The sequence below is a fragment of the Streptomyces luteoverticillatus genome, from assembly GCF_003970715.1.
Classification (GTDB): domain Bacteria; phylum Actinomycetota; class Actinomycetes; order Streptomycetales; family Streptomycetaceae; genus Streptomyces; species Streptomyces abikoensis.
Genome location: NZ_CP034587.1, coordinates 6,954,207 through 6,974,477, shown reverse-complemented (window position 1 = coordinate 6,974,477; position 20,271 = coordinate 6,954,207). Strand labels below are relative to the sequence as shown.

General features: G+C 70.3%; 16 protein-coding genes and 2 pseudogenes. 13 read left to right on the top strand and 5 right to left on the bottom strand.

The features are described from left to right. Positions 1-73 precede the first annotated feature (73 nt). On the top strand, positions 74-526 hold the full coding sequence (locus EKH77_RS31045; protein ID WP_126917519.1) for a hypothetical protein: 453 nt from the start codon (positions 74-76) through the stop codon (positions 524-526). Between the two features lie 1,086 nt (positions 527-1,612). On the opposite strand, the gene EKH77_RS31040 is transcribed toward EKH77_RS31045, so the two are convergent. Together EKH77_RS31040 and EKH77_RS34485 are read right to left on the bottom strand one after the other, a co-directional pair. Next, positions 1,613-2,377 carry a hypothetical protein gene (locus EKH77_RS31040; protein ID WP_126917518.1) on the bottom strand — a complete coding sequence of 255 codons (765 nt, stop codon included), beginning with the start codon at positions 2,375-2,377 and terminating at the stop codon, positions 1,613-1,615. Positions 2,378-2,658: 281 nt separating this feature from the next. Then, complete coding sequence (locus tag EKH77_RS34485; protein ID WP_276319249.1) at positions 2,659-4,023, bottom strand: glycosyltransferase family 39 protein; 1,365 nt, start codon at positions 4,021-4,023, stop codon at positions 2,659-2,661. Positions 4,024-4,435: 412 nt separating this feature from the next. On the opposite strand from EKH77_RS34485, the gene EKH77_RS31030 reads away from it, so the two are divergent. The 8 genes and pseudogenes from EKH77_RS31030 to EKH77_RS30995 all read left to right on the top strand — a co-directional run. After that, entirely contained in the window at positions 4,436-5,128 is a 693-nt protein-coding gene (locus tag EKH77_RS31030) for a response regulator transcription factor (protein ID WP_126917517.1), read from the top strand. Then, complete coding sequence (locus EKH77_RS31025) at positions 5,125-6,705, top strand: sensor histidine kinase (RefSeq protein ID WP_126917516.1); 1,581 nt, start codon at positions 5,125-5,127, stop codon at positions 6,703-6,705. The genes EKH77_RS31030 and EKH77_RS31025 overlap by 4 nt, the downstream gene beginning before the upstream one ends. A 666-nt stretch (positions 6,706-7,371) precedes the next feature. Further along, entirely contained in the window at positions 7,372-7,842 is a 471-nt protein-coding gene (locus tag EKH77_RS31020) for an NUDIX hydrolase (protein WP_206279967.1), read from the top strand. Then, a complete protein-coding gene (locus EKH77_RS31015) occupies positions 7,839-9,857 on the top strand; it encodes an ABC transporter ATP-binding protein (RefSeq protein WP_126917515.1) in 2,019 nt (672 codons plus the stop codon). The genes EKH77_RS31020 and EKH77_RS31015 overlap by 4 nt, the downstream gene beginning before the upstream one ends. Next, positions 9,854-11,143: an MFS transporter gene (locus tag EKH77_RS31010; protein ID WP_126917514.1), complete on the top strand. Its 1,290-nt coding sequence runs from the start codon at positions 9,854-9,856 to the stop codon at positions 11,141-11,143. The genes EKH77_RS31015 and EKH77_RS31010 overlap by 4 nt, the downstream gene beginning before the upstream one ends. Continuing rightward, positions 11,143-11,703, top strand: coding sequence for a class I SAM-dependent methyltransferase (locus EKH77_RS31005; RefSeq protein WP_126917513.1), 561 nt, complete (start codon positions 11,143-11,145; stop codon positions 11,701-11,703). The genes EKH77_RS31010 and EKH77_RS31005 overlap by 1 nt, the downstream gene beginning before the upstream one ends. Positions 11,704-11,730: 27 nt before the next feature. Then, positions 11,731-12,426: a class I SAM-dependent methyltransferase gene (locus tag EKH77_RS31000; RefSeq protein ID WP_126917512.1), complete on the top strand. Its 696-nt coding sequence runs from the start codon at positions 11,731-11,733 to the stop codon at positions 12,424-12,426. Between the two features lie 397 nt (positions 12,427-12,823). Further along, a pseudogene (locus EKH77_RS30995) lies at positions 12,824-13,105 on the top strand (VOC family protein); the annotation flags it as partial. 267 nt (positions 13,106-13,372) lie between these two features. On the opposite strand, the gene EKH77_RS30990 reads toward EKH77_RS30995, so the two are convergent. After that, positions 13,373-13,975, bottom strand: a complete 603-nt coding sequence (locus tag EKH77_RS30990; RefSeq protein WP_126917511.1) for a cytochrome P450 — start codon at positions 13,973-13,975, stop codon at positions 13,373-13,375. Between the two features lie 689 nt (positions 13,976-14,664). After that, positions 14,665-15,237, bottom strand: a complete 573-nt coding sequence (locus EKH77_RS30985) for a pYEATS domain-containing protein (RefSeq protein WP_126917510.1) — start codon at positions 15,235-15,237, stop codon at positions 14,665-14,667. Positions 15,238-15,879: 642 nt separating this feature from the next. Between EKH77_RS30985 and EKH77_RS30980 the strand changes: the two genes are divergently transcribed. Beyond that, entirely contained in the window at positions 15,880-16,800 is a 921-nt protein-coding gene (locus EKH77_RS30980) for a hypothetical protein (protein WP_240667636.1), read from the top strand. Positions 16,801-16,877: 77 nt separating this feature from the next. Here EKH77_RS30980 and EKH77_RS33215 read toward each other — a convergent pair whose 3' ends face one another. Next, positions 16,878-17,021 carry a hypothetical protein gene (locus EKH77_RS33215; protein WP_164737919.1) on the bottom strand — a complete coding sequence of 48 codons (144 nt, stop codon included), beginning with the start codon at positions 17,019-17,021 and terminating at the stop codon, positions 16,878-16,880. Positions 17,022-17,453: 432 nt separating this feature from the next. Here EKH77_RS33215 and EKH77_RS30965 point away from each other — a divergent pair, with 432 nt between their 5' ends. From EKH77_RS30965 to EKH77_RS30955, 3 genes and pseudogenes are all read left to right on the top strand, one after another. Next, positions 17,454-17,663, top strand: coding sequence for a ferredoxin (locus EKH77_RS30965; protein ID WP_126917508.1), 210 nt, complete (start codon positions 17,454-17,456; stop codon positions 17,661-17,663). Then, on the top strand, positions 17,653-19,014 hold the full coding sequence (locus tag EKH77_RS30960) for an NAD(P)/FAD-dependent oxidoreductase (protein WP_126917507.1): 1,362 nt from the start codon (positions 17,653-17,655) through the stop codon (positions 19,012-19,014). The genes EKH77_RS30965 and EKH77_RS30960 overlap by 11 nt, the downstream gene beginning before the upstream one ends. Positions 19,015-19,059: 45 nt before the next feature. Next, positions 19,060-20,243, top strand: a pseudogene (locus EKH77_RS30955) (cytochrome P450). The last annotated feature ends 28 nt before the right edge of the window (positions 20,244-20,271 follow it).

The window sequence follows — 20,271 nt, the reverse complement described above, 5'->3', positions numbered from 1 at the left end:
TGATCCTTCCCTCGCGGCAGGGGCGTCGAACAAAAATCGCGCAACCGTCCAGCGGGCGTGACACCATGCGCGGATGCCTTTCCCGCACCCCGACGGCGACTACGCGATCACCACCATGTACTCCGTGCCCGATGACGCCTGGTACCTGGAACTGGACCTCGTCGCCGAGCAGCGAAACCTCCTGACCGCGATCGTGCCCGACGAGGACCCGGCCCGAGAGCCGACCGTGTGTTTCAACCCCCATGCGCGGCACTTGGACGTCCCGTACGAGGTCATGCGCTGGTTCATGGACCAGGTCGAGGAGGAGGTCCGCACCTCCCGCGGCTGGATGCGGCTGCGGCCCGAGCTCGTCGAGGTCATATACCGACTTCGCCAGGAGTATCTGGGCGTCATCGATGACGACTCCTTCTTCCACGTCCTGGCGGAGGTGCGCGGCGCAGTCCCCGAGGCGGACCTTCCCGCCGTTCTCGAGGCCGCCGTCGGTCGGAGGCCGGACGGTACGACCGTCCAAGGGGATAGAACCTAGAGGTAGCCGCCTCGCTCGCCAGGACACGACTCGGCAGGAGTCGGGTCCTGGCTGGGGAAGAAGCCAGCTGGGTCGCGGTCTTCCGCCGGCGCAAGGGACTTGGCTTCTGGCCAGGAGTGCCCTTCCGGCTGAAACAGCCATACGTGCAGGAGCGCGCCCGAGGTGTCTCGCAGTTCACTGACAAGTTCAGTAAGTGTGCCCGCGCCACGCACAGAGTGACGGACCGGCATCCCCTCGACCGCTGGTGTGGCATAGGGGGTGACGCCCTCTTCGTAAATTCCTCTGAGAAACGGATCTGCTTGGCAGAGTTCAGCCATCGAGACGAGTGTAGGGTTTTCCCCGTGCAGGGAAGGGGCTACGCGTAGACCCCCGACCAGCAAGGGCGCCCACCTTCGGTGTCCTGGATGGCGGCGACTTCAGATCTCTTTTCAACTCCTCCGCTCAATCCGATGGGTGGTGGGCCGCGTGATGCCCACCCGCTGCGCTTCTGACAGCCAGAGAGCCTGAAGTCCAGCCGCCGGCAGGAAAAGCGAATGCGGCCCGCGTGATCCGCGCGGGCCCTTTCTCTTGCCTTCACCGCCGGCGCTTCACGAGGCGCCGGATCGGCGCCGACCGCGCGCCGCGACGGCCAGGAGCCGACCGGGTTCGCCGCCGTGTTCGAGAGCCTGATGTCCGACCGCGCCTAGAACCTCCCCGCCGCTGACGGCGACGTCCTGGACCAGTGGCCGGGCCATCGCGGCCACCGTCTCCCCGAACCTGCCCGCACCCATCCAGGCGGGGACTGTGCCGCGCCCCGCCGCCATTACCCAACGCTTCCGCACGCGCGCTTGCGATTCCGCTCCGCGTGGGCATTCGATCGGACGGAGACGCAATACCCGTGACCAGCCTGCTCGGTGCCGTGTTACCCGAGCATGGGCACCCTCCACCGCCGGGCCGTAACCGGCGTCGTCCTCGCCGCAGTCCTTGGCTTGGCGAGGCTCACCCTTTCCTGTGTCGTCGCACGTCTTGCATAGGAGCTGACCACCGAGGCAGACGAATGCCTGGCCGTATCGCCGCAACCCCAGCACTCCACAGGGCCGTGGTAGCTCATGCCGCCGCCCCCGCCCGGCGGGCGTGCAGCAGCTCGCGGGCAGCCGCGCCACCGCGCACGGCAGCATCGATGGCGGGAGCAACACCGGCTTCGGCGTCGTCATCGGACCGGCATGCCGGGCACAGCGTCTCGCCGTCCACCGGCCGGAACAGCCGGGGCTGTACGTGATGCCCGGCGCACTCCCGCATCTCGCTCACTCGCGGGCTCGCGGTCGTACGGCGGTCGGCTTCGCGCTGCTCGGCGAACGTCGGGGTGCTCGGCATCTTCCGCGTCAGCCGGTTACGCACCAACGCACCCGGGCTGTGCACGACCTCGGGCAGGCCCACAACCAGCGCTTCCCGCAGGTCCGGCATATCGGCGCCGCGCTGGAACCACTCACCGGCCAGGACCGCCAGCTTCGCCACGTCCCTGCCGGAGAGCCGAAGGCGTGGTTCGGCGTGCGCGATGGCAGCGAGGGCGAGGCCACCGCGCTCCACCAGCGGCGGCGGGACCGTGCACACCGGGCGCTGCCTGCTGGCGGAAGGCTCTTCCCCCTCCCGCTCTGCGGCCGCAGGAACCTCGTCGGCCGCGGCCTCCGGCTCGACGGCAGGGGCGGGGCCGGGGGTGGGGGTGGGAGAGTTGTAGTTCTTCTTCTCAGTCTTATTAGGGGAGCGGCCGACGGCCGGGCGGTTCGGTTCACCGGTGGCCGGAGACTGAGCACTCGGTCGCCCGTCCCGGGCCGCCTCGGCCTCGGCAGCCGTCAGCGGCACATTGCTGATCATCTGCTCCGTGACCCAGCGACCTCCGTCGCCCTGCCGCCGCCACTCGTGAACGAACCCTTCGGCAATCAGCTCACGCTTGGCAGCGCAGATGGGGGCGGTGTGAGCCCAGAAGCTGGGAAGCCTTTGCGGAAAATCCGGGGGCTCTGCTGCCCACTCCGTCCGCGTCCGAGGCCACCGGGGCCGGACACAGCGGTCGGCGGGGCCGTATGAATGATGGAGGCGCTGCAGAGCAGCGTTGCCCCTGCTGTCACGGTTTCCGGACGCCGGCCGGTGCTTCCGGGTCAGTGGGCGCGCTGTCCGGTGGTGGAACGTTGTTCGAGGGTGATGTCCATGCCGCGGACGCTGTGGTGGTAGACCGGGGAGAAGCCGGCATGGATGAGGGCCTCTTCTTGGGCCGCGGTGGCGCGGGCAGCGGCCTGGCGGGCGGCGCTGGAGAGGTGGTTGCAGTCGACGCGCCAGACGCGGGAGGTGTGGGCCAGGCGCTGTTGTAGAAGGTCCGGGTCTGCGGGCAGGTGGTTCAGGTCTCCTAGTACGGCGGCCGTCTGTGCCCGGCCCAGGTCGGGGCGATTCGCGAAGGCCTCTTTGAAGGCGGTGGCGATCAGGCCGCAGCGGGCGCCGCTGAAGAGGAGGGCGTCACCGGGGGCGTCGTGGACGCGCAGGGTTCTGATCACGGCGCGGGTGTCCCAGGGGCGGCTGTCCTCCTGGCGTATGGCCAGGTGGGACGAGGCGAGGGGGACGGCCACCAGGACCACGAACAGCACGCGCAGGCGCAGGGTGGTGAGGGTGGTGGCCGTGGCGAGCAGCAGGGCCAGGGCCGGCAGGCAGAACAGCAGGTAGCGGTAGGCGAATAGGGGGTGGCCGAGCGAGACGACCGCCAGGAGCAGCGGGGGGACGGTGAGCCAGGGCGCGCCCACCGCGAGGGCCAGGGGCGGGGCCTTGTGCCGGCGCGCCACCAGGAGGGTCAGGGTGGTGAGGGCGGTGAGGGTGAGCAGGAGTTTCAGGGTGGTGGGGAGGGTGTCCTGGCCGGGGGTGAGGAGCCAGGTGAAGTAGCTGAAGGGGGTTCCGGCGGTGACGGGGGCGGCTTCGCCCACGGCGGAGCTCTGGGCCGAGGCGAGGATCAGCAGCGGGACGACGGCGGCGATGCCCGCTGCCTGGGCCAGTAGCAGACGTTTGACCATGCGGCGGCCAGGGCGCCGGAGGGCCAAGGTGACCGTGTGGGCAGGCACCAGGAGCAGTCCCAGCAGGTTGAACCAGCCCAGCAGGGCGAGCAGCACGGCGTAGCCGACGAGCCACCGGCCCCGGGCATGGCTGTGCAGGGCTTTCACCAAGGCGCATGTGGCCAGCACCGCCGCCGCCATGACGAAGGCGAACGAGCGGGCTTCCTGCGCGTAGCGCGACGTGGTCGGCAACACGGCCAGCAGCAGCCCGGCGTAGAGGCCGAGACGCGGACCGCCGAGCAGCCGTCCCAGCCGGTTGAGGCCGGCCGCCGCGACGGCCGCCGCCATCGCGGAGGGCACCCGCGCGAGGAACTCGTTGAGCCCCCCGTTCAGCTGCCCGACCAGGTACATCAGCACGTAGTGCAGGCCGTGCACCGCGTCGACCCGTCCCAGCAACTCCATCAGCTCCGGCCAGGACCGCCGCGCCACGTCGATGGTGACGACTTCGTCGGTCCACGCCGAAGGAATCGTGTTCCCCAGAGCCCGAGGCCGAGCGCGAGGGCCGGCGACACCCACCCCGCCGCACGCGTCCACCGCACGCGGCGGGTGGATGCGTCCGGTATGACAGGCAGGTCGCTATCGGGCGCGGTAGTCGTCATCGTGGTGCTTTCGTCGTTCAGCTTCACTGGGCCGGCCGCAGGGCGGAATCGCAGGTGCGGCACGGGCCGGAGCGGGCCAGCGCGGGCCGGCACGGGCCCGTCGGATCCCGGCTCGACGGCGGGCAGGTGCTCGTGTCCGGCGTGGTGGGGTCACACACTGCCGGAGCCGACCCAAAGATGATCTAAAGATCCTGAAGATCGTCTTCAGGGAAGAAGGGGCTCGGCGTGCAAGTCTTGACCGTGTGCAAGACATCCTGGTCGTCGAGGACGACCCTCAGCTCGGGCCCGCCCTGCGTCGCGGCCTGACCGCGGAGGGCTACCGCGTCGAACTCGTCCGTGACGGCAACACCGGACTCGAGCGGGCTCTGGCCGGGGACCACGCGCTCATCGTGCTGGACATCATGCTGCCCGGCCTGAACGGCTACCGGGTCTGCGCCGCTCTGCGCTCCGCCGGTCTGCGTACGCCCGTGCTCATGCTGACCGCGAAGGACGGCGAGTACGACGAGGCGGAGGGGCTGGACACCGGCGCCGACGACTATCTGGTCAAACCGTTCTCCTCGGTAGTCCTGCTCGCACGTCTGCGGGCGCTGCTGCGCCGGGGCACCACCGCCACGGCCGGGCGGTCCGTGCTGCGTGCCGGCGACCTGTGGGTCGACCTGACCCTCCATCGCGCGGGCCGGGGTCCGGTCGAGTTCGCCCTGACGCCGAAGGAGTTCGCCATCCTCACCTGCCTGGCGCGGACGCCGGACCACCCGGTGTCGAAGGAAGAGATCCTGGCCGAGGTCTGGGACCCGGCGTACACCGGGGGCACCGCCATCGTGGAGGTGTACATCTCCGCGCTGCGCAAGAAGGTCGATGCCCCCTTCGCCGCGCACAGCATCGAAACCGTCCGCGGATACGGCTACCGCCTCACCGCCCGGGAACTGCCCCGGTGACCGCCCGACGGCATCACCTACTCCGGGCGGCGGCACTGTTGCGCGCCCTGCCCGGACAGGTGCGCATCGCATTCGTGGCGGGTGTCACCGCCTTCGTGCTGTGCGGCAGCGGTGCGTGGTGGCTGTTCCAGCACGTCCGCGCGGACGTCTACGCCAGGACGGAGGAGCGGGCGTTCGGGCTGTCTCTCCAGCTCGCCGCCCAGGCGGCCACCGGCAAGCAGCCCCTCAGCGATCCGTTGCTCGGCTGGCCCCTCATCGAGATCGACCGGGCCGGTCGCGTCACGGTCGCGGCCGGCGGTGCCCAGGACCTCGCCGACCTGCCCAAGCTGCTTCCCCCGCCGCCTGCCCCGCCTCCCCACCGGGCGACCGGCTCCCCGGAGCGGGGCACCGTGCATGTCGGCGCGGTCGACGAACGCGAGCACGAGCGCTTCCACCGGTCCGACGGGACGCTGAAGCCGCCCGCCGACGCCGACACCCGGGCCGAGGAGGATGCTCGCACCGCCCACCAGAACGCCCACGCTCTCGCCCACCACACCATGACCGTCTTCGCCACCGCCGTGCGCACCCCCGCGCACGCCTGCCGGCTGCCCACCGAGCCCGACGGGTCGTGCCGCTCCACCCTCTACGTCCTCGTGCCCTCATACATCACCGAGCAGGCCGGCGCTCCCCTGCGCGTCCCGCTCCTGGTGGGTGTGCCCCTCGCCGCGCTGCTCGTCGCCGCCCTCGCATGGGCCGCCGCGCGCCGCTCCCTGCGCCCGGTCGAGGCCATCCGACGCGAGGTCGCCGAGATCACCGACACCAGCCTCGACCGCCGGGTCCCCGTGCCCGACGCCCGAGATCCCGTCCGCCGCCTGGCCCTGACCACCAACATCACCCTGGACCGGCTGGAGACCGCCGTGGAACGCCAGCGCCGCTTCGTCGCGGACGCCTCGCACGAACTGCGCTCCCCCGTCGCCGCCCTGCGCTACGAGCTCGAAACCGCGCTCGCCCACCCCGACACCATCAACCCTCACGAGGCCCTGCGCGACGCCCTCGCCGCCACCCACCGCCTCAACGCCCTCACCGACGACCTGCTCCTGCTGGCCCGCCCCGACCACCCCGCCGCCCACTCCCTCGTCGACCTGGCCGGCCTGGCCTCGGAACTCGTCCACGAGTACCAGCACCGCGGCCACCCCGTCTCACTGGGCAACAAACCCGACCAGGCGCCCGTCCGCGGCGACGGCGCACAGCTCCACCGCTTGCTGCGCAACCTCCTCGACAACGCCGTACGGCACGCGCACACCGCCGTCGTCCTCGACGTCACCACCGACGGCCGGACACACACCCTCACCCTCCACAACGACGGCCCACCGCTACCCCCGGACGAGTACGAGCACATCTTCGAGCGGTTCACCCGCCTCGACGAGGCACGCGCCCGCGACACCGGCGGCAGCGGCCTCGGGCTGGCCATCGCCCGCGACATCGCCGAACGCCACCACGGCACCCTCACCGCTCACTCCGACCACCCCCACCCCGGCACCACCTTCACCCTGACCCTCCCCGGAGCAGGCGGTGCCGCCGCAGAGGGCTGCCTCTGACGTACACCTTCCCGCGCCCCGAGCCCAGCGCCGGGAATCCCGCAGAGGAAATCAGCCGTCTTCCCGGCCCGTGGTGCGCGAGAGGCTCGTAGAAGCCGCGAGCCTCACCCAATGAGCCCGGAGAAGTCGAAGCTCAGGATTGGCAGGCCCGTTTCGGGCAGGGCCGCATTCTGGCCCCGCTGGACCTCGGCACGACCGTCGCCTTCGAGCTGCCCTCCAGCAGGCCCCCACCGCCTCATCGCCGCCCGCGAGGCCCAGCCCTGACCACCCCCTGCTCGTCTGCAAACCCCGGCCGGCAGCCCGGCCGGAGATACCGCAGAACCAGCTACCGCTTGATCGTTTCCGGCCGCAACGCAAGCTCTCGATCGGGTGACGGGACACGACAGGGTGAATCGCACAACGACCCACAGGCGCCCATCCCAGCAACGCCGGGCCCGTTGACCCGTCATCGAATTTCTGCGCGACAAAGCGCCCCCGGAAGGCCGTGACCACACCCGTCCGGGGGCCGTTTTCCCGATCACTCGTCCGACCCGCTCGTCAATGAGGAGGCGAAGTGCATCACCACTACAACCGGTCCACAAATGCCACGGGGGTGCGGTTGCGAATCGAACATGACCAGACAGGACCCGCCTCCCGCCACGCTGGAACGGCCCCGGGGAGGCGAGCGTGAGGAAGCCGCCCCGCTACCGGCTCGTGGTGGACGTGATGGTGCTCATGGTCCGCAGCGACGGGCGCGTCCTGCTGCTCCGCCGGGCCGGGAACGTCTACGCCTCCGGGCTGCTCTGCCCGCCCAGCGGCCACCTGGAACACGGCGAACCAGTCACCGCCGGCGCCCTGCGCGAGGTCGCCGAGGAGGTTGGGGTCACGATCACGCCCCGGGACCTGGAGTTCTGCCACGCCATCCATCACCGCAGCCCCGAGGGCGAGGGCCGCATGGGGATGGTGTTCACCGCGCAGCGGTGGACGGGCGAGCCGACCAACCGAGAGCCGGAGAAGTGCTCCGGCCTGGTGTGGGCGGACCCCGCACGACCACCCGCGGACTGCGTGCCCTACACCGCCGCCGTCCTGACGCGCTTCTGCGCCGGGGACCTGCTGTCCGAACACGGCTGGCCCACCACCGCAGGGGGCACGGCATGAAGCTGAGGACGACAACAGCTCCTGCCGAGCCGGCAGGCTCGGAGTCGGAGCGGCTGTTGTTCGGCGGGCCCCTGCTCTACGCCGCCCGGTGGGCCGACCACGACAAGGCGTTCTTCGAGATGTCGCTGTGGACCATGGCGGCCAAGATGCCCCGTCTGGTCGCTCTCACCGTCCGCCTGGCCTGGCGGGCCGACCGCCGGTCCCTGTGGACCGTCGGGGCCGGAGAGCTCGCCCGCGGGATAAGCCAGGCCATCAGCCTCATCGCTGTCAACGCCGTCCTGGCCACCGTGCTGGCGGCCGACACGATCGGCTACCGCGTGCAGGCCGCGATTCCTGCCATGATCGGTGTGGCGATCACCGGCATCATCGGCGCCCTGGCCACCGCCGCCTCCACCACCGGAACCGGCCGCCTCGAGCCCAAAGTCGAGCGCGTCGCCACCGAGATGTACCTCGCGCGAGTGGCCGGCGTCGAGCTGTCGGCGATCGAGGACGCCGACTTCAACCGCCTCATGGACTCCGCCCAGTACGGCGCGAGCGCGGCACGCCGGATGGTCAACGTCTGTACCGGTGTCGTCGGCTCCCTCGTCTCCTTCGTCGCCGCCGCAGGTGTCCTGACCGTCCTGCACCCCGCCCTGCTCCCCCTCCTGATCCTCATGACGGTGCCGCGCTCGTGGGCTTCGCTGCGCAACGCCCGGGCCCGCTACGCCAGCTACCTCAAGTGGATGCAGCATTCCCGCGCCGGACGGCTGCTCTCCAGCACCCTGACGCGCACCGGTCCGGCGCCGGAGATCCGCGTCCACGACGTCGGCCCGTTCCTGCTGCACCACTTCCGCGGCATGTCCGAGGCATCCGAGGCAGAGCAGTCCCGCCTCGCCGCCAGCAGCGCCCGGATCCGCCTGATCGCCTCCGCCCTGACCGGTATCGCCGCCGCCCTCACCTACGCCGCCCTCGGAGGACTGCTGGCCACCGGCGTGATGTCCCTGTCCATCGCCGGCACCGCCGTGCTGGCCATCCGCAGCGGCGGACAGAGCCTGACCACCCTCGTCCTCCAGGTCAACAACCTCTACGAGGAATCCGCCTACGTCGGGGACCTCGAGCGCCTCTTCACCGAGGCGGCGAAGTACGCCATCCCGACCGGCGGCACCCCCGTACCGGACGACCTGTCGCTGATCCGCTTCGAGAAGGTCACCTTCCACTACCCCGAAGACGCCGACGACCCGAAGGAAGCGGACGCCAAGGAGCAGAGGCCGGCACTGAAGGGCGTCACCCTCGACATCCCCATGGGGAAGATCGTCGCCTTGGTCGGGGAGAACGGCTCCGGGAAGACGACCGTGTCCAAACTGCTGGCGGGTCTGTACCAGCCGGACAGTGGCAGCATCCGGTGGGATGGCGTCGATGCCCGCGCCCTGGACCGCAGGCAGTTGTGGTCGCGGATCGGCATGGTCAGCCAGGACTTCCACCGCTGGCCCTTCACCTGCCGTATGAACATCGCCATCGGGCGGCCCGGGCGCCCCGTCGACCAGGCGGATGTGGAAGAGGCCGCCGCGTACGCGGGTGCCGACAAGGTCGTGCAGGACCTGCCGAGGGGCTGGAACACGCTGCTGTCCAAGGGCTACAAGGGCGGGCACCAGATCTCCGGCGGGCAGTGGCAGCGCCTGGGGATCGCCCGGGCCCGATACCGCGATGCCGAGATCCTCATCGTCGACGAACCCACGTCCGCGCTCGACGCGAAAGCCGAGCTGGAGGTCTTCGAGCAGATCCGCAAACTCGCCGACGGCGGACAGACCGTCGTCCTGATCACCCACCGCCTCGCCTCCGTCCGCCACGCCGACCTCATCCACGTCCTCGACCAGGGCGAACTGGCCGAGTCCGGCACCTTCGAAGAACTGCTGCACAAGCCGGCCGCGGGCGTCTTCCGCGAGCTGTATGAGATGCAGCGCGCCCAGTTCCAGGACACCACGCTGCCGGGCCAGCGCAAGGCGGCCGACGCGGCGGAAAGGAGCAACGCCAGGTGAGCGGCGCCCCGGCGGGAAAGAGCCTGTGGCGGCACCCGGATTTCGTGCGCTACTGGTCGGCGTGCGCGGTCGATGTCGCGGGCAGTGGCGTCACGGCGGTGGCGCTGCCGCTGATCGCCGTCGTCTCCCTGCACGCCAGCGTGTGGCAGGTGTCACTGCTGTCGTTCGCCGAACGGCTACCGCCCCTACTCGTCGCTCTTCCCGCCGGGGCACTCGCCGACCGCCACCGCAAGCGCCCCCTGATGACCGGCGCGGTACTCGCGTGTGGCGCCGCGTTCGCCGCCGTCCCACTCGCCGACGCCGCAGGCTGCCTGACGCTGGAGCTGCTGTACGCGGTGGCCCTGGTGACCTCGGCCGCCAGCCTCATCGGGTCCACCCCAAGGATCAGCTACCTGCCGTCCCTAGTCCCCCGCGAACAGTTGCTGGAGGCGAACTCGAAGATCGGCGTCGTGGCCTCATTGGCCGACAGCGCCGGAGCCCAGCTCGGCGGCGCGGTCGTCGCACTCCTCGGAGCCGCCCACGCCGTCTCCCTGGATGTCGCCTCCTACCTGGTCTGCGCGCTCCTCCTCGGCAGCATCCGCGCTCCCGAACCGGCACCGGACCCATCCGCGCGGAAGGGTTCATTGCGCGCTGAGATCGCAGAAGGCATCCGGTACGTGCTGCGCCATCCGACGATCCGGCCGCTGCTGCTGACCGGCACCGCCTTCACCGCAGCCTTCGCCTTCCTCACCACCTTGTGGACTGTGTACCTGCTGCGCGAACTCCACTACACCGCCGGGACCCTGGGCTCCCTACTCAGTGTGGCCGCCCTCGGCGGGGTCGCCGGCGCCCTCGCCGTCCGCCGACTCGTCGACCGGTACGGGCCCGCCCGCGTCATGCTCACCGCCCTGGCCATCATCCCGTTCACCGAATTACCGCTCCTGCTAGCCGCCCCCGGCCTCACCGGCCAGGTCACGATCGCCGCGGGCATGTTCGTTCAGCTGGCGTGCGCCACCGTCCAGGGCTCCACCCAGCGCAGCATCCGCCAGGCCATGTGCACCCCCGGCATGCAGGGGCGCATGCTCGCCACCGGCCAGTGGGTCACCTACGGCACCCGCCCCCTGGCCGCCCTCCTCGCCGGGGCCTCCGGCACCTGGCTCGGCCTGTGGAACACCCTCGCCCTCGGCACGGCCGCCCTGGTCCTCCCGTTCCTGGTGCTCCTCGCTTCCACCATCCGCACCCTGCACCACGTCCCCGTCGTCACGCCCTCCCCCGGGCCGCCGCACGTTGAAGGAGAACCGGCTTGATGATCGAGAATCCGACCGCCTACTGGGAAACCCTCTGGGCCGCCGGGCGCCAGTACCGTCGGCTCACCGACTGCGAGACCACCGTCCTGGACCGTCAAACGGGGCCGGGAGACGGGCGGCTCGCCCTCGACATCGCCAGCGGCGACGGCGCCCTCGCACGCCACCTCGCCAGCCGCGGTTTCAAGACGACCGGCGTGGACTGTGCCCCGAGCGCCCTTGCCCTCGCGAGCACCGGCCCGTCCTCGGCCGCGGTGACCTTCTGTCGCGCCGACATCGAGTCGTCCCAGCCGCCGCCCCTGGCGGAGCGGGCCTTCGCCGTGGTCACGGCGCGCCTGGTCTACGCCTTCGTCAAGGACAAGCCGGCCTTCCTCAGCCGCGTACGCGGACTACTCGCGCCCGGCGGGCTCTTCTGGGTCGTCACACCCTTGACCGCGCGCGTTCCTGCGCACCAGGCGCCGACCGGAATCACGGCGGCCGAGGAAGAGTTGCTGTCCAGCGGATGGTTCGCTGTCCGCGCGACGGACATGGACTACCTGCGGTGTTTCGCCCTGCGCCCGTGAAGCCAGGGAAGGAATAAGGGAGTCGGAGTGGACGACGAGATTGTCAATGGGCGGGCGTGGGCCAGGTATGGGCAGCATCATCTGGATCGAGGCACTCGCCTACCGGAGGTCGAGCGACTCGATTGGGGGTTCTGGGGAACAGGGCCCGGCGCCGAGGTGCTGGGCGACCTGTCGGGGAAGCGCCTGCTCGATATCGGTTCCGGCACGGGCCGCTATCCTGCCCACCTCGCTCTCGCCCGTGGGGCAACCGTGGACGCGGTCGAGGCCTCGCCCACCCAGCACTTGCGCGCTACGGCCCGCTACAGCAAGGTTCGAGGCGTGCGCTTGGTGCGGGCCGATGCCGTGGACTTCCTCAAGGAGGGGGCAGCGCCGGCATACGACATCGCGTATTCGGTGCACGGCTTCGGGTACATCGATCCGCACCAGCTCCTGGACGCTCTGGCCCGCCGGGTGCGGGAGGGTGGGAGCCTCGTCTTCTCCGTGCTGCACACGAACTCGAGCGGGGCGGGCCCGGAGGGCACGGTCACTCCACGGGAGGAGATCCTTCCGCTGGCTGGCGGCGGTGAGCTGACCGTTCGTATGTGGGTCCTGAGTCCCTTGCTCTGGGAGGACCTTCTCGTCGAAGCGGGCTTCCTCGTGGAACACATTGCCGTGCTGCGGGCACCTGAGCAAAGCGATCCGCTCGCCTGCACCCTGATCATGGCGCACCGCCGGCGGAGATGAACAGCCGCCGCTACGATCCGTCCACGGTACGACCCGCCGGGGCCCCTTCTCTTGAGCGAAATCTTCCCGGCGAGGCTGGACTCACCGCGCGGGGTTCGGTCGCCGAGCTCCGCCATCGCATCGGCGAGCATTGCCTTGGGCCAACTCAGAGCGCCCCCACCCGGCACGTGCGAAATTCAGCCCATGCCAATCATGGTATCCCGGCTGGCCGGGCTAGACAGGCAGGTGAAATCTTGCCTATTTCGCGGCGGCATGACGGACGATGTCTTCCAGGCACTCGCGGACCACCCCCGACGCACGATTCCCGACGAGATCTCCGAGCGGAACAGCCACGCGCTCTTCGAGGCCTGCGCCCGCCTCACCAGGCAATCAGTCGGTACCCCGCATCCCCATGAGGCCGGCACGCTGGCTCACCCTCGTCTCCCCGGCCGCCCGCGACGGCGTCGAGCTGCTGCTCGAGCCGGATACCCACCCGGTGGCCAAGCAGTACAAGGAAGGCCTGATGGCGGACGGAATCCCCGCCGCCTCCTTCTCCGTGGACGACATCCACGCGGAGCACACGCGCCTGACCGGCCTCGGCGTCAAGTTCACCCAGCCGCCGACGCTCATGGAACCGTTCACGACGGCGGTTCTCGACGACACCTGCGGCAACCTCATCCAGCTGACACAACTGCCGTAAGCCCGCCCTTCAGTTTTGACCTCCGGCCCGGTCCGGTCGGGTCAGGTCGGCGCACCGGCGAAGTGGCTCGAGGCCATCCCGCGAAGAGGAGCAAGGGGCCGGGCCGTCACGTGTGCGAACTCTCCAGCGCCGGGGGCCTCGATCTGACGGAGGTTGTCGTGGCCAGTGCCGTATCAGACAACGTTCGCCCTGCTGATGCATCCGTTCCGGATTTCTCTGTGCACCGACCCACCCAGGACGCCCGCTGCCGGGTGTGGTGTGAAGGAATCACCAGGTGACGGTGAGGTGTTCAGGGCTGCGCAGGGCGGTGTTGGTCGGCCAGTGGGCGGGGGCGTCGGCCTCCGGGAGGCTGAGGGCGAGATGGGGGCAGGTGTGGAGGAGGTTGGTGAGGGTTTGCCGAGCGAGGTGGAGGGCGAGGGGGGCGCCGGGGCAGTAGTGGATGCCGACGCCGAAGGCGAGCAGGGGCGGGGCATCGGTGCGGGTGGGGTTGTACGTGTCGGGGTCGATGGTGGGGTGGCGTTCGTCGCGGGCGGCGGAGCCGAGGAGGAGGAGGAGGAGGAGCAGTCGGGCGCCGGCGGGGAGGCGGGTGTCCGCGATGCGGGTGTCGCGGGTGGTGACGCGGAGCCAGCCGATCAGGGGCGGGTCGTAGCGGAGGGTTTCCTGGACGGCCATGGCGACGGTGTGCGGTTCGGGGAGCAGGGTGGTGTAGGCGTTGGTGGCCAGGAGGTGGTGAAGGGTGTTGGCGATCAGGCGCGGGGTGAGTTCGGCGTTGGAGATGAGCAGGTCGACGGCCATGGAGGCGACCTCGACCCGGGTGAGTTCGGGGTGCCGGTTTCCCTTGGCGTGGTAGTCGAGCAGGGCTCGCAGCACGTTGGTGCCGGGGCGTGTGCCGGCCTGCTCGACGAGTGGGGGCGGGGCGGTGGCCAGCTGGTCGACGTGGGTGTTGCAGTAGGTCCACAGTTCGTCCAGCGCGCAGGCGGCGTTCTTCTGTTCGGTGGGGTCGAGGTGGCCCCAGATGAGGTCGGACAGGAGCGTTTCAGCACCGACACCGCGACCATCGCCATCGCACTGGCCCTCTACCGCGGGCGCACACTACTTCGGACCCCCGTGCAAGCGACTTCGGACATTGACAGTCCGTGGCCGGAACAGCGCCGGGTCACGCGTCGGCCTCCTTGCCCCTGTCCCGACGCGACGGACCGGCGACCTCGTGGGATACGCGGCGCGTGTCTATCAAGGGACTTACCCGACTGGCAGATCCACGCCCTCACCGAAGCAGGCTGCATCCGGATCTTCCGGCGCTCGAAACGACCGCCCCTGGCGGGTGCCTGGTGCTCCACGTCTTCGCCGCCTCGGCGGTTAACTCCGGCTCGCCGATCGAGCAGGGCTGTGCCCTGGGCGGCCAGGTCAAGGACATTGTCTGACCTGGCCGCGTAATCCCCTGAAGGCCCGCCCAAGCCGGGCCGATCGCCACTGAAGTGCGACGCAGTTCTCCTGCCTCATTGACTCTGGCTCTGGCTCTGGCTCTGGCTCTGGCTCTCGGTTGAGGTTGGTCGCGCGCCTCAGAAATTCAGGTACCGCTCCAGCCGGATGGGCTCGGTGCTGCCCTTCACATAGACGTCCGCTGTCAGGTTGAACATCCCCCAGGCCGCCGTGGTGAGCTCGAAGCCCGTCGAGCGATTCGTGACGACGCGGTCGGGGTCCCGGAATGTCGGGTGCAGGTGGTAGACAACCCTGGTGACACGGTCGAGATCGGAGTCGTTGTCGCCCTCAAGGGCGATGCGGAGCCGGAAGTACCTGTAGCCATTACGGTCGACCGCACTGTCGCGGTGCGCGCTGTGAACCAGGTGGACTCTGGGAGCGGCATCGGTCGGGGTCTCGGTCAATTCGGCCAGTGGCGGCGGCACTTCAAGAACGGGCTGCGCGCCCGGCTGGGGCTCGGCCCCTGACGGGGTCTGCGGTGACGAGGGACCGAGCTTTATCCCTGATGCCCCCGCCTCGAAGGAGTCGCCACGCTCGACTCTGCTGTTGATCGCTTCGATGAGCCGCCCCAACCCGGCGCGGAACTTGAATGCGAGTGTCAGCACCACGATCGGCCAGATCAAAGTCTGAAGAAAAGGTATCCAGTCCTTCATTTTCCCCCCAGGTATCCACGCCGCCAGGTCGGTGTCGACCGCCGACGCAGTCTCTCACCGGGCTTGTACGAGTCACAACACAATCTGCGCTGACCGAGATCCCAAGCCATGTGGACATTCTCGAGGCGATGGTCCCGGCGGTCGGAAGCCTGTGTGTCGCCGTCCACTGGTGTGCCGCTGGCGGGGCAAGGAGCAGCAGCAGATGAGGGCAGGCTCCGGCTCCGTATCGTGGTGATCACGTATACGCACAGACAAGGGGTTCGTGCGCGGTTCGCGGTTGCCTCGCCGGCCATGGTTCTGGCGGTCGTCGCCACGACCTCCGGCTGCGGCTCGCGGGGCGGTCCGGGGACTCCCCCGGCCGAAGGGCTGGCGACGAAGTCGACGACTTCGAGGTCCCCCCCTCGAGCCGGGGGTGGCAGGGCCACGGCATGACCGTTCGGCAGGGGGCGGTGGTCGCCCGCAAATCCGGTGGATTCTCCGCTGCGGGCGAGCCACAATCCCTGGAGAATCGGGGCGGGGAGAGCTTTTTTGGATGTGTTCGTGTGTGCCGGGTGCGGCACGGAGTTGACGGCGCCGGTGTCCCGGGTCGCCCTCCCCGTTCATACCCACCACGGTGGGTGGGAGGAACTCCACCCCCCGCTGATGGAGCCCTCGACGTACGCCGTCGAACCTGAGCCCACCGGGCCGCCCTGGCGGCTGTGGGAGGAGGTCGGAGCGGAATCGGCTGCTCAGCAGGGCGTGTTCGCACGGGTGTATTCCGTCTCCTTCGGCGCGCGGAACAGGATCGTCATCGCCCCCGGCGACTCCCGGTCCATGACCCTGCTCCTCGACAAGTGCGAAGGGTATTGCCGGGGTGTGGATGGCCGGGCCGGTCCCAACCTGGCGTGCGAGGGATGCGAGCGGGCCGTGGCAACCCGCATCGACGACTGCGGATCGTGGCAGACGGTGTGGCTCGAGCCCGACGCGGTCGTACGCCGCCCCTCGGGAGTCCCGGCCGGTCCGCCTCCCGACTGGAACGATCTGGAACACGCTGAGCATCGCGTCCCACCCGTCGAACCCGACGGGTCGTGGAGCCGTCGCTGGGAGGCGGCGATCGGAGTCGCCCTGGCCCATCTCGTGGCGGTCACCGAGGACCATTCGGTGAACCTCCCCGACGGTCCCGTCGCCGAGTTGCTCGGCCACGCCGTCGGCCGGTATCTCCCCGCAGGGCCCGGGGCCCGGTCCGTGGGGCTGGCCGGCCCGGGCATCCCCCTGCCCAGGCCTCGTCCCGACGTCCTCCTCGTCCCACGCCACCCCCTCACCGGGGTGCCCTGGCGTTCGCCAGACGATGAGGGGGCTGTGGTACCGCTGGACAGCGGGGTTTGGGCCTATCTCGCCCACCCGGGCGAGACCTCGCCGATGCCCGCGACCGGGGCCCTCCCGGAGGGCGTCCTCCGCGACGACTACCCCCTGCCTCCTCGCCCCCGCTACCCGCTGGCACCCCAGCGCCACGCCTTCGAGGACACCCTGGTCCGCCTACCCGCCGTACGAGCCCCCCGGCTGCGCAGGTATCGCGACGTGTGAGCTTAAACGGAACCCCGGGGCGGCCGATGGCATGGCGACCGCGAACGAGCCCCGCGATACTCGATCGGCCGCGCCTGCTACTCGTCGAGAGTGATCACGTCCTCGGTGTACGGCGTCATGTCGCGCATCCTGGTCTTGGGCTGCTGCTCGTCCTCCGGCTGGTCATTGTCCGGGGTGTCTTCTTCATCGGACTCTGGGAACTCCGGCTGGTCGGTGCTCAAGCGTCGCTCCTTGTAGCGGCGGATTCAGTGCGCGTCTTCAACGACCCGGCTGCTCCACCAGTCACCGCGCATTCCGCGTACAGAAGCAGCACGAAAGGCGAGCCTCGCAGCTGCGGGGCTGAGGCCCCGGGCCGGCCTGCCCGTTGTGCCAGCCGGGGTTCAGAAACAGGCACTGACCTGCGCCAGCGGACGGCCGGCGCACTCCTCCAGCAGCGCCTGGCGCAGTTTGGCCCGGGTCCGTGCCGCGCGGCGGTCTTCGTGCACGCCGCTCATCGGGATGCCAGGACGGCGCCGAACGCCGGCGCACCCGGCAGTGCCTGGGCGAGCAGGATGCGCCGGTTGGGTGTGCCGCGCCCGGCGTGGTCGTGCGGGCGACCGCATTTCCCCCCATGATGGAAATGAGGGGGCGAGGTCACGGAGGAAGTAGTGAGGATGCAGACCGTTGTGGACCTCACGCGCTGCCAGGGCTACGCGCAGTGCGTGTTCCTCGCGCCGGAGGTGTTCCACCTGCACGGGCAGGAGGGGCTGCTGTACGCCCCGGCCGTCCCCGACGACCAGGTCGAGCGCGTGCGCCAGGCCGCGGCGGCGTGCCCGGTCCAGGCGATCCTCCTCGGTGAAGAGGTGAACGCGGGTGCCCGGTGACCTCAAGGACGGCCGCTTCGTCATCGTCGGCGCGTCGCTGGCCGGGTTGAGGGCCGCGGAGGCATTGCGCGACGAGGGCTTCACCGGCTCACTGACCGTAGTGGGGGACGAGCCCCATCCGCCCTACGACCGGCCACCGCTGTCCAAGCAGGTGCTCCTCGGCCACGCGGCAGCGGACACCACCGGGCTGCCGATGCGGCGGGACCCGGACGCCGACTGGCGGCTGGGCGTACGTGCCACGGGCCTGGACCCGCTCGCGAAACGGGTGGCGCTGGACACCGGCGAGTCGTTGCCCTTCGACCGGCTGCTGATCGCCACCGGGACCCGTGCGCGGCCCTGGCCCCACCCGGAGGAGGCCGCCCTGGACGGGGTGTTCACCCTGCGCACCCGTGACGACGCCGGAGGGCTGGCGAAGCGGCTGGCCGCCGGGCCGCGGCGGGTCCTGGTGATCGGTGGCGGCTTCACCGGCTCGGAGATCGCCTCGGCCTGCCGGGAACGGGGGCTGGAGGTCACGGTCGCCGAGCGCGGCCCCGCGCCCTTGGTGGGCGCGCTCGGCGGCACCCTGTCGAAACTCGCGGCCGTCATGCAGCGCAACCACGGGGTGGACCTGCGCTGCGGGGTGACGGTCACCACCCTGCGCGGCGACGGGAACGGTCGCTTCAACGGTGCGGACCTGTCCGACGGCAGCCGCGTCGACGCGGACGTGTGCGTCGTGGCGCTGGGAGCGGTCCGCAACGTGGAATGGCTGGCGGATTCCGGACTGGCGGCGGGCCCGCGCGGTATCGCCTGCGACGCCGGCTGCCGGGCCTTCAACATGTACGGGATCGTCACCGACGACGTCTTCGTGGCCGGCGACGTCTCCCGCTTCCCCCATCCGCTGTTCGGGTATCAGATGCTCTCCCTGGAGCACTGGGGCAACGCGATCGCGCAGGCCGAGGTGGCGGCCCACAACATGGTCAGTCCGGGCCCTCTACGACGCCCGCACCTCGCCGTCCCCGAGTTCTGGTCGAGCCAGTTCGGGCTCAACATCAAGTCGGTGGGTGTGCCCGCCTTCTCCGACCAGGTGGTGATCGCCCAGGGCTCTCTGGAGGCGCGGCGTCTGGCGATGGTCTACGGCTACCAGGGGCGGGTCACCGCCGCGGTCACCGTCGACATGGCCAAATCGCTCAACTACTACCGGCACCTGATCGAGACCGCCGCTCCGTTCCCGCCCCCACCCGGCGCGGCGGACCGCGCGATCGCGGCCGACATCACCATTCCCTCCGACGTGCCGGACCCGAAGGGGCTCACCCACGGCCCCACCGTGGCACTCACCGGGTACCTGCCCGACCGCCGGCTGACCGTGGTGTAGAACCCGCCCACCGACCCGCGTCCCGCCCGACGACGAGGAGCCACCATGGCCTCCGACACCCTGCTGGCACGGATCACCGACTACGCCAGCCGTCCCGACCCCTATCCGCTGTACACGGAACTCCGCGAGGCCGGTCCCGTGGTGCGGCAAACGGACGGCAGCCATCTGGTCGGCACCTACCACGAGATCGCCGCTCTGCTCCACGACCCGCGCATGAGTGCCGACCCCCGCAGCCGAGGCGAGACGGCACCGCACCTGCCGTTCCTGCGGCTCGACGACCCCGAGCACCACAGGCTGCGCACCCTGGCCATGCGGCCGTTCGGCCCACCGCACAGCCCGGGCCGGGTCGATGCCATGCGCGACGAAATCGCCCGGATCACCAAGGAGCTGACGGACACCGTCCAGGCGGGCCGGCAGATCGACATCGTCGACGACTTCGCCTACCCCCTGCCCGTCACGGTGATCTGCCGGCTCCTCGGCGTACCGCGCGAGGACGAACCGCTGCTCCGGGAATGGTCCGACGCCCTGGTCACATCCGCCGACGTGAAGCCTGGTGAAGACGCCACCGAACGGACCCGGGCGGGTGATCAGGCACGGACCGAGATGGGCCGTTACCTGTTGGACCTCGCCGAGCAGCGCCGTGACCAGGCGACCGACGACATGCTCTCCGCCTTCGTCAACGAGCCGGACCCCGGCCTGCGGCTCACCCCAGAGGAGCTCGCGGAAACCGCGATCCTGTTGTTCATCGCGGGGCACGAGACCACGGTCAACCTCATCACCAACGGTGTGCTCACCCTGCTGCGCCACCCCGAGCAGCTGGACCGCCTGCGTCGCGAGCCCGACCTGCTGCCACGAGCGGTGGAGGAACTGCTGCGCTACGAACCCCCGGTCCATATGCGCGAGCGCGTCCCCCTCGCCGACATCGACGTCGCCGGCACCACGATTCCCGCAGGCGCATCCGTCGTACTGGTATTGGCCTCGGGCAACCGCGACCCCATGCGGTTCCCCGAGCCCGACAGGTTCGACCCCACTCGCCCGGACAACCAGCACCTCGGCTTCGGCAGCGGCATCCACCTGTGCTACGGCGCCCCCCTAGCCCGCATCGAAGCCCAGGCCGCACTCGGCGCGCTGATCCCCCACCTCGGTACGGCCCGCCTGGTCCAGGACCCGCCCCCTACCGGCAGAACGCCATGCTCCGCGGACCCCGCCACCTCCCCGTCCAACTATGACAACGTACGCGCTAACGCCAGGGCGCAC

Excerpts from the sequence above, each read along its gene's own strand:
- EKH77_RS31005 (WP_126917513.1), top strand. The coding sequence starts at position 11,143 with ATGATCGAGAATCCGACCGCCTACTGGGAAACCCTCTGGGCCGCCGGG.
- EKH77_RS30965 (WP_126917508.1), top strand. The coding sequence starts at position 17,454 with ATGCAGACCGTTGTGGACCTCACGCGCTGCCAGGGCTACGCGCAGTGC.
- EKH77_RS30980 (WP_240667636.1), top strand. The coding sequence starts at position 15,880 with ATGGAGCCCTCGACGTACGCCGTCGAACCTGAGCCCACCGGGCCGCCC.
- EKH77_RS31040 (WP_126917518.1), bottom strand. The coding sequence starts at position 2,377 with ATGATCAGCAATGTGCCGCTGACGGCTGCCGAGGCCGAGGCGGCCCGG.
- EKH77_RS31045 (WP_126917519.1), top strand. The coding sequence starts at position 74 with ATGCCTTTCCCGCACCCCGACGGCGACTACGCGATCACCACCATGTAC.
- EKH77_RS30985 (WP_126917510.1), bottom strand. The coding sequence starts at position 15,237 with ATGAAGGACTGGATACCTTTTCTTCAGACTTTGATCTGGCCGATCGTG.
- EKH77_RS31015 (WP_126917515.1), top strand. The coding sequence starts at position 7,839 with ATGAAGCTGAGGACGACAACAGCTCCTGCCGAGCCGGCAGGCTCGGAG.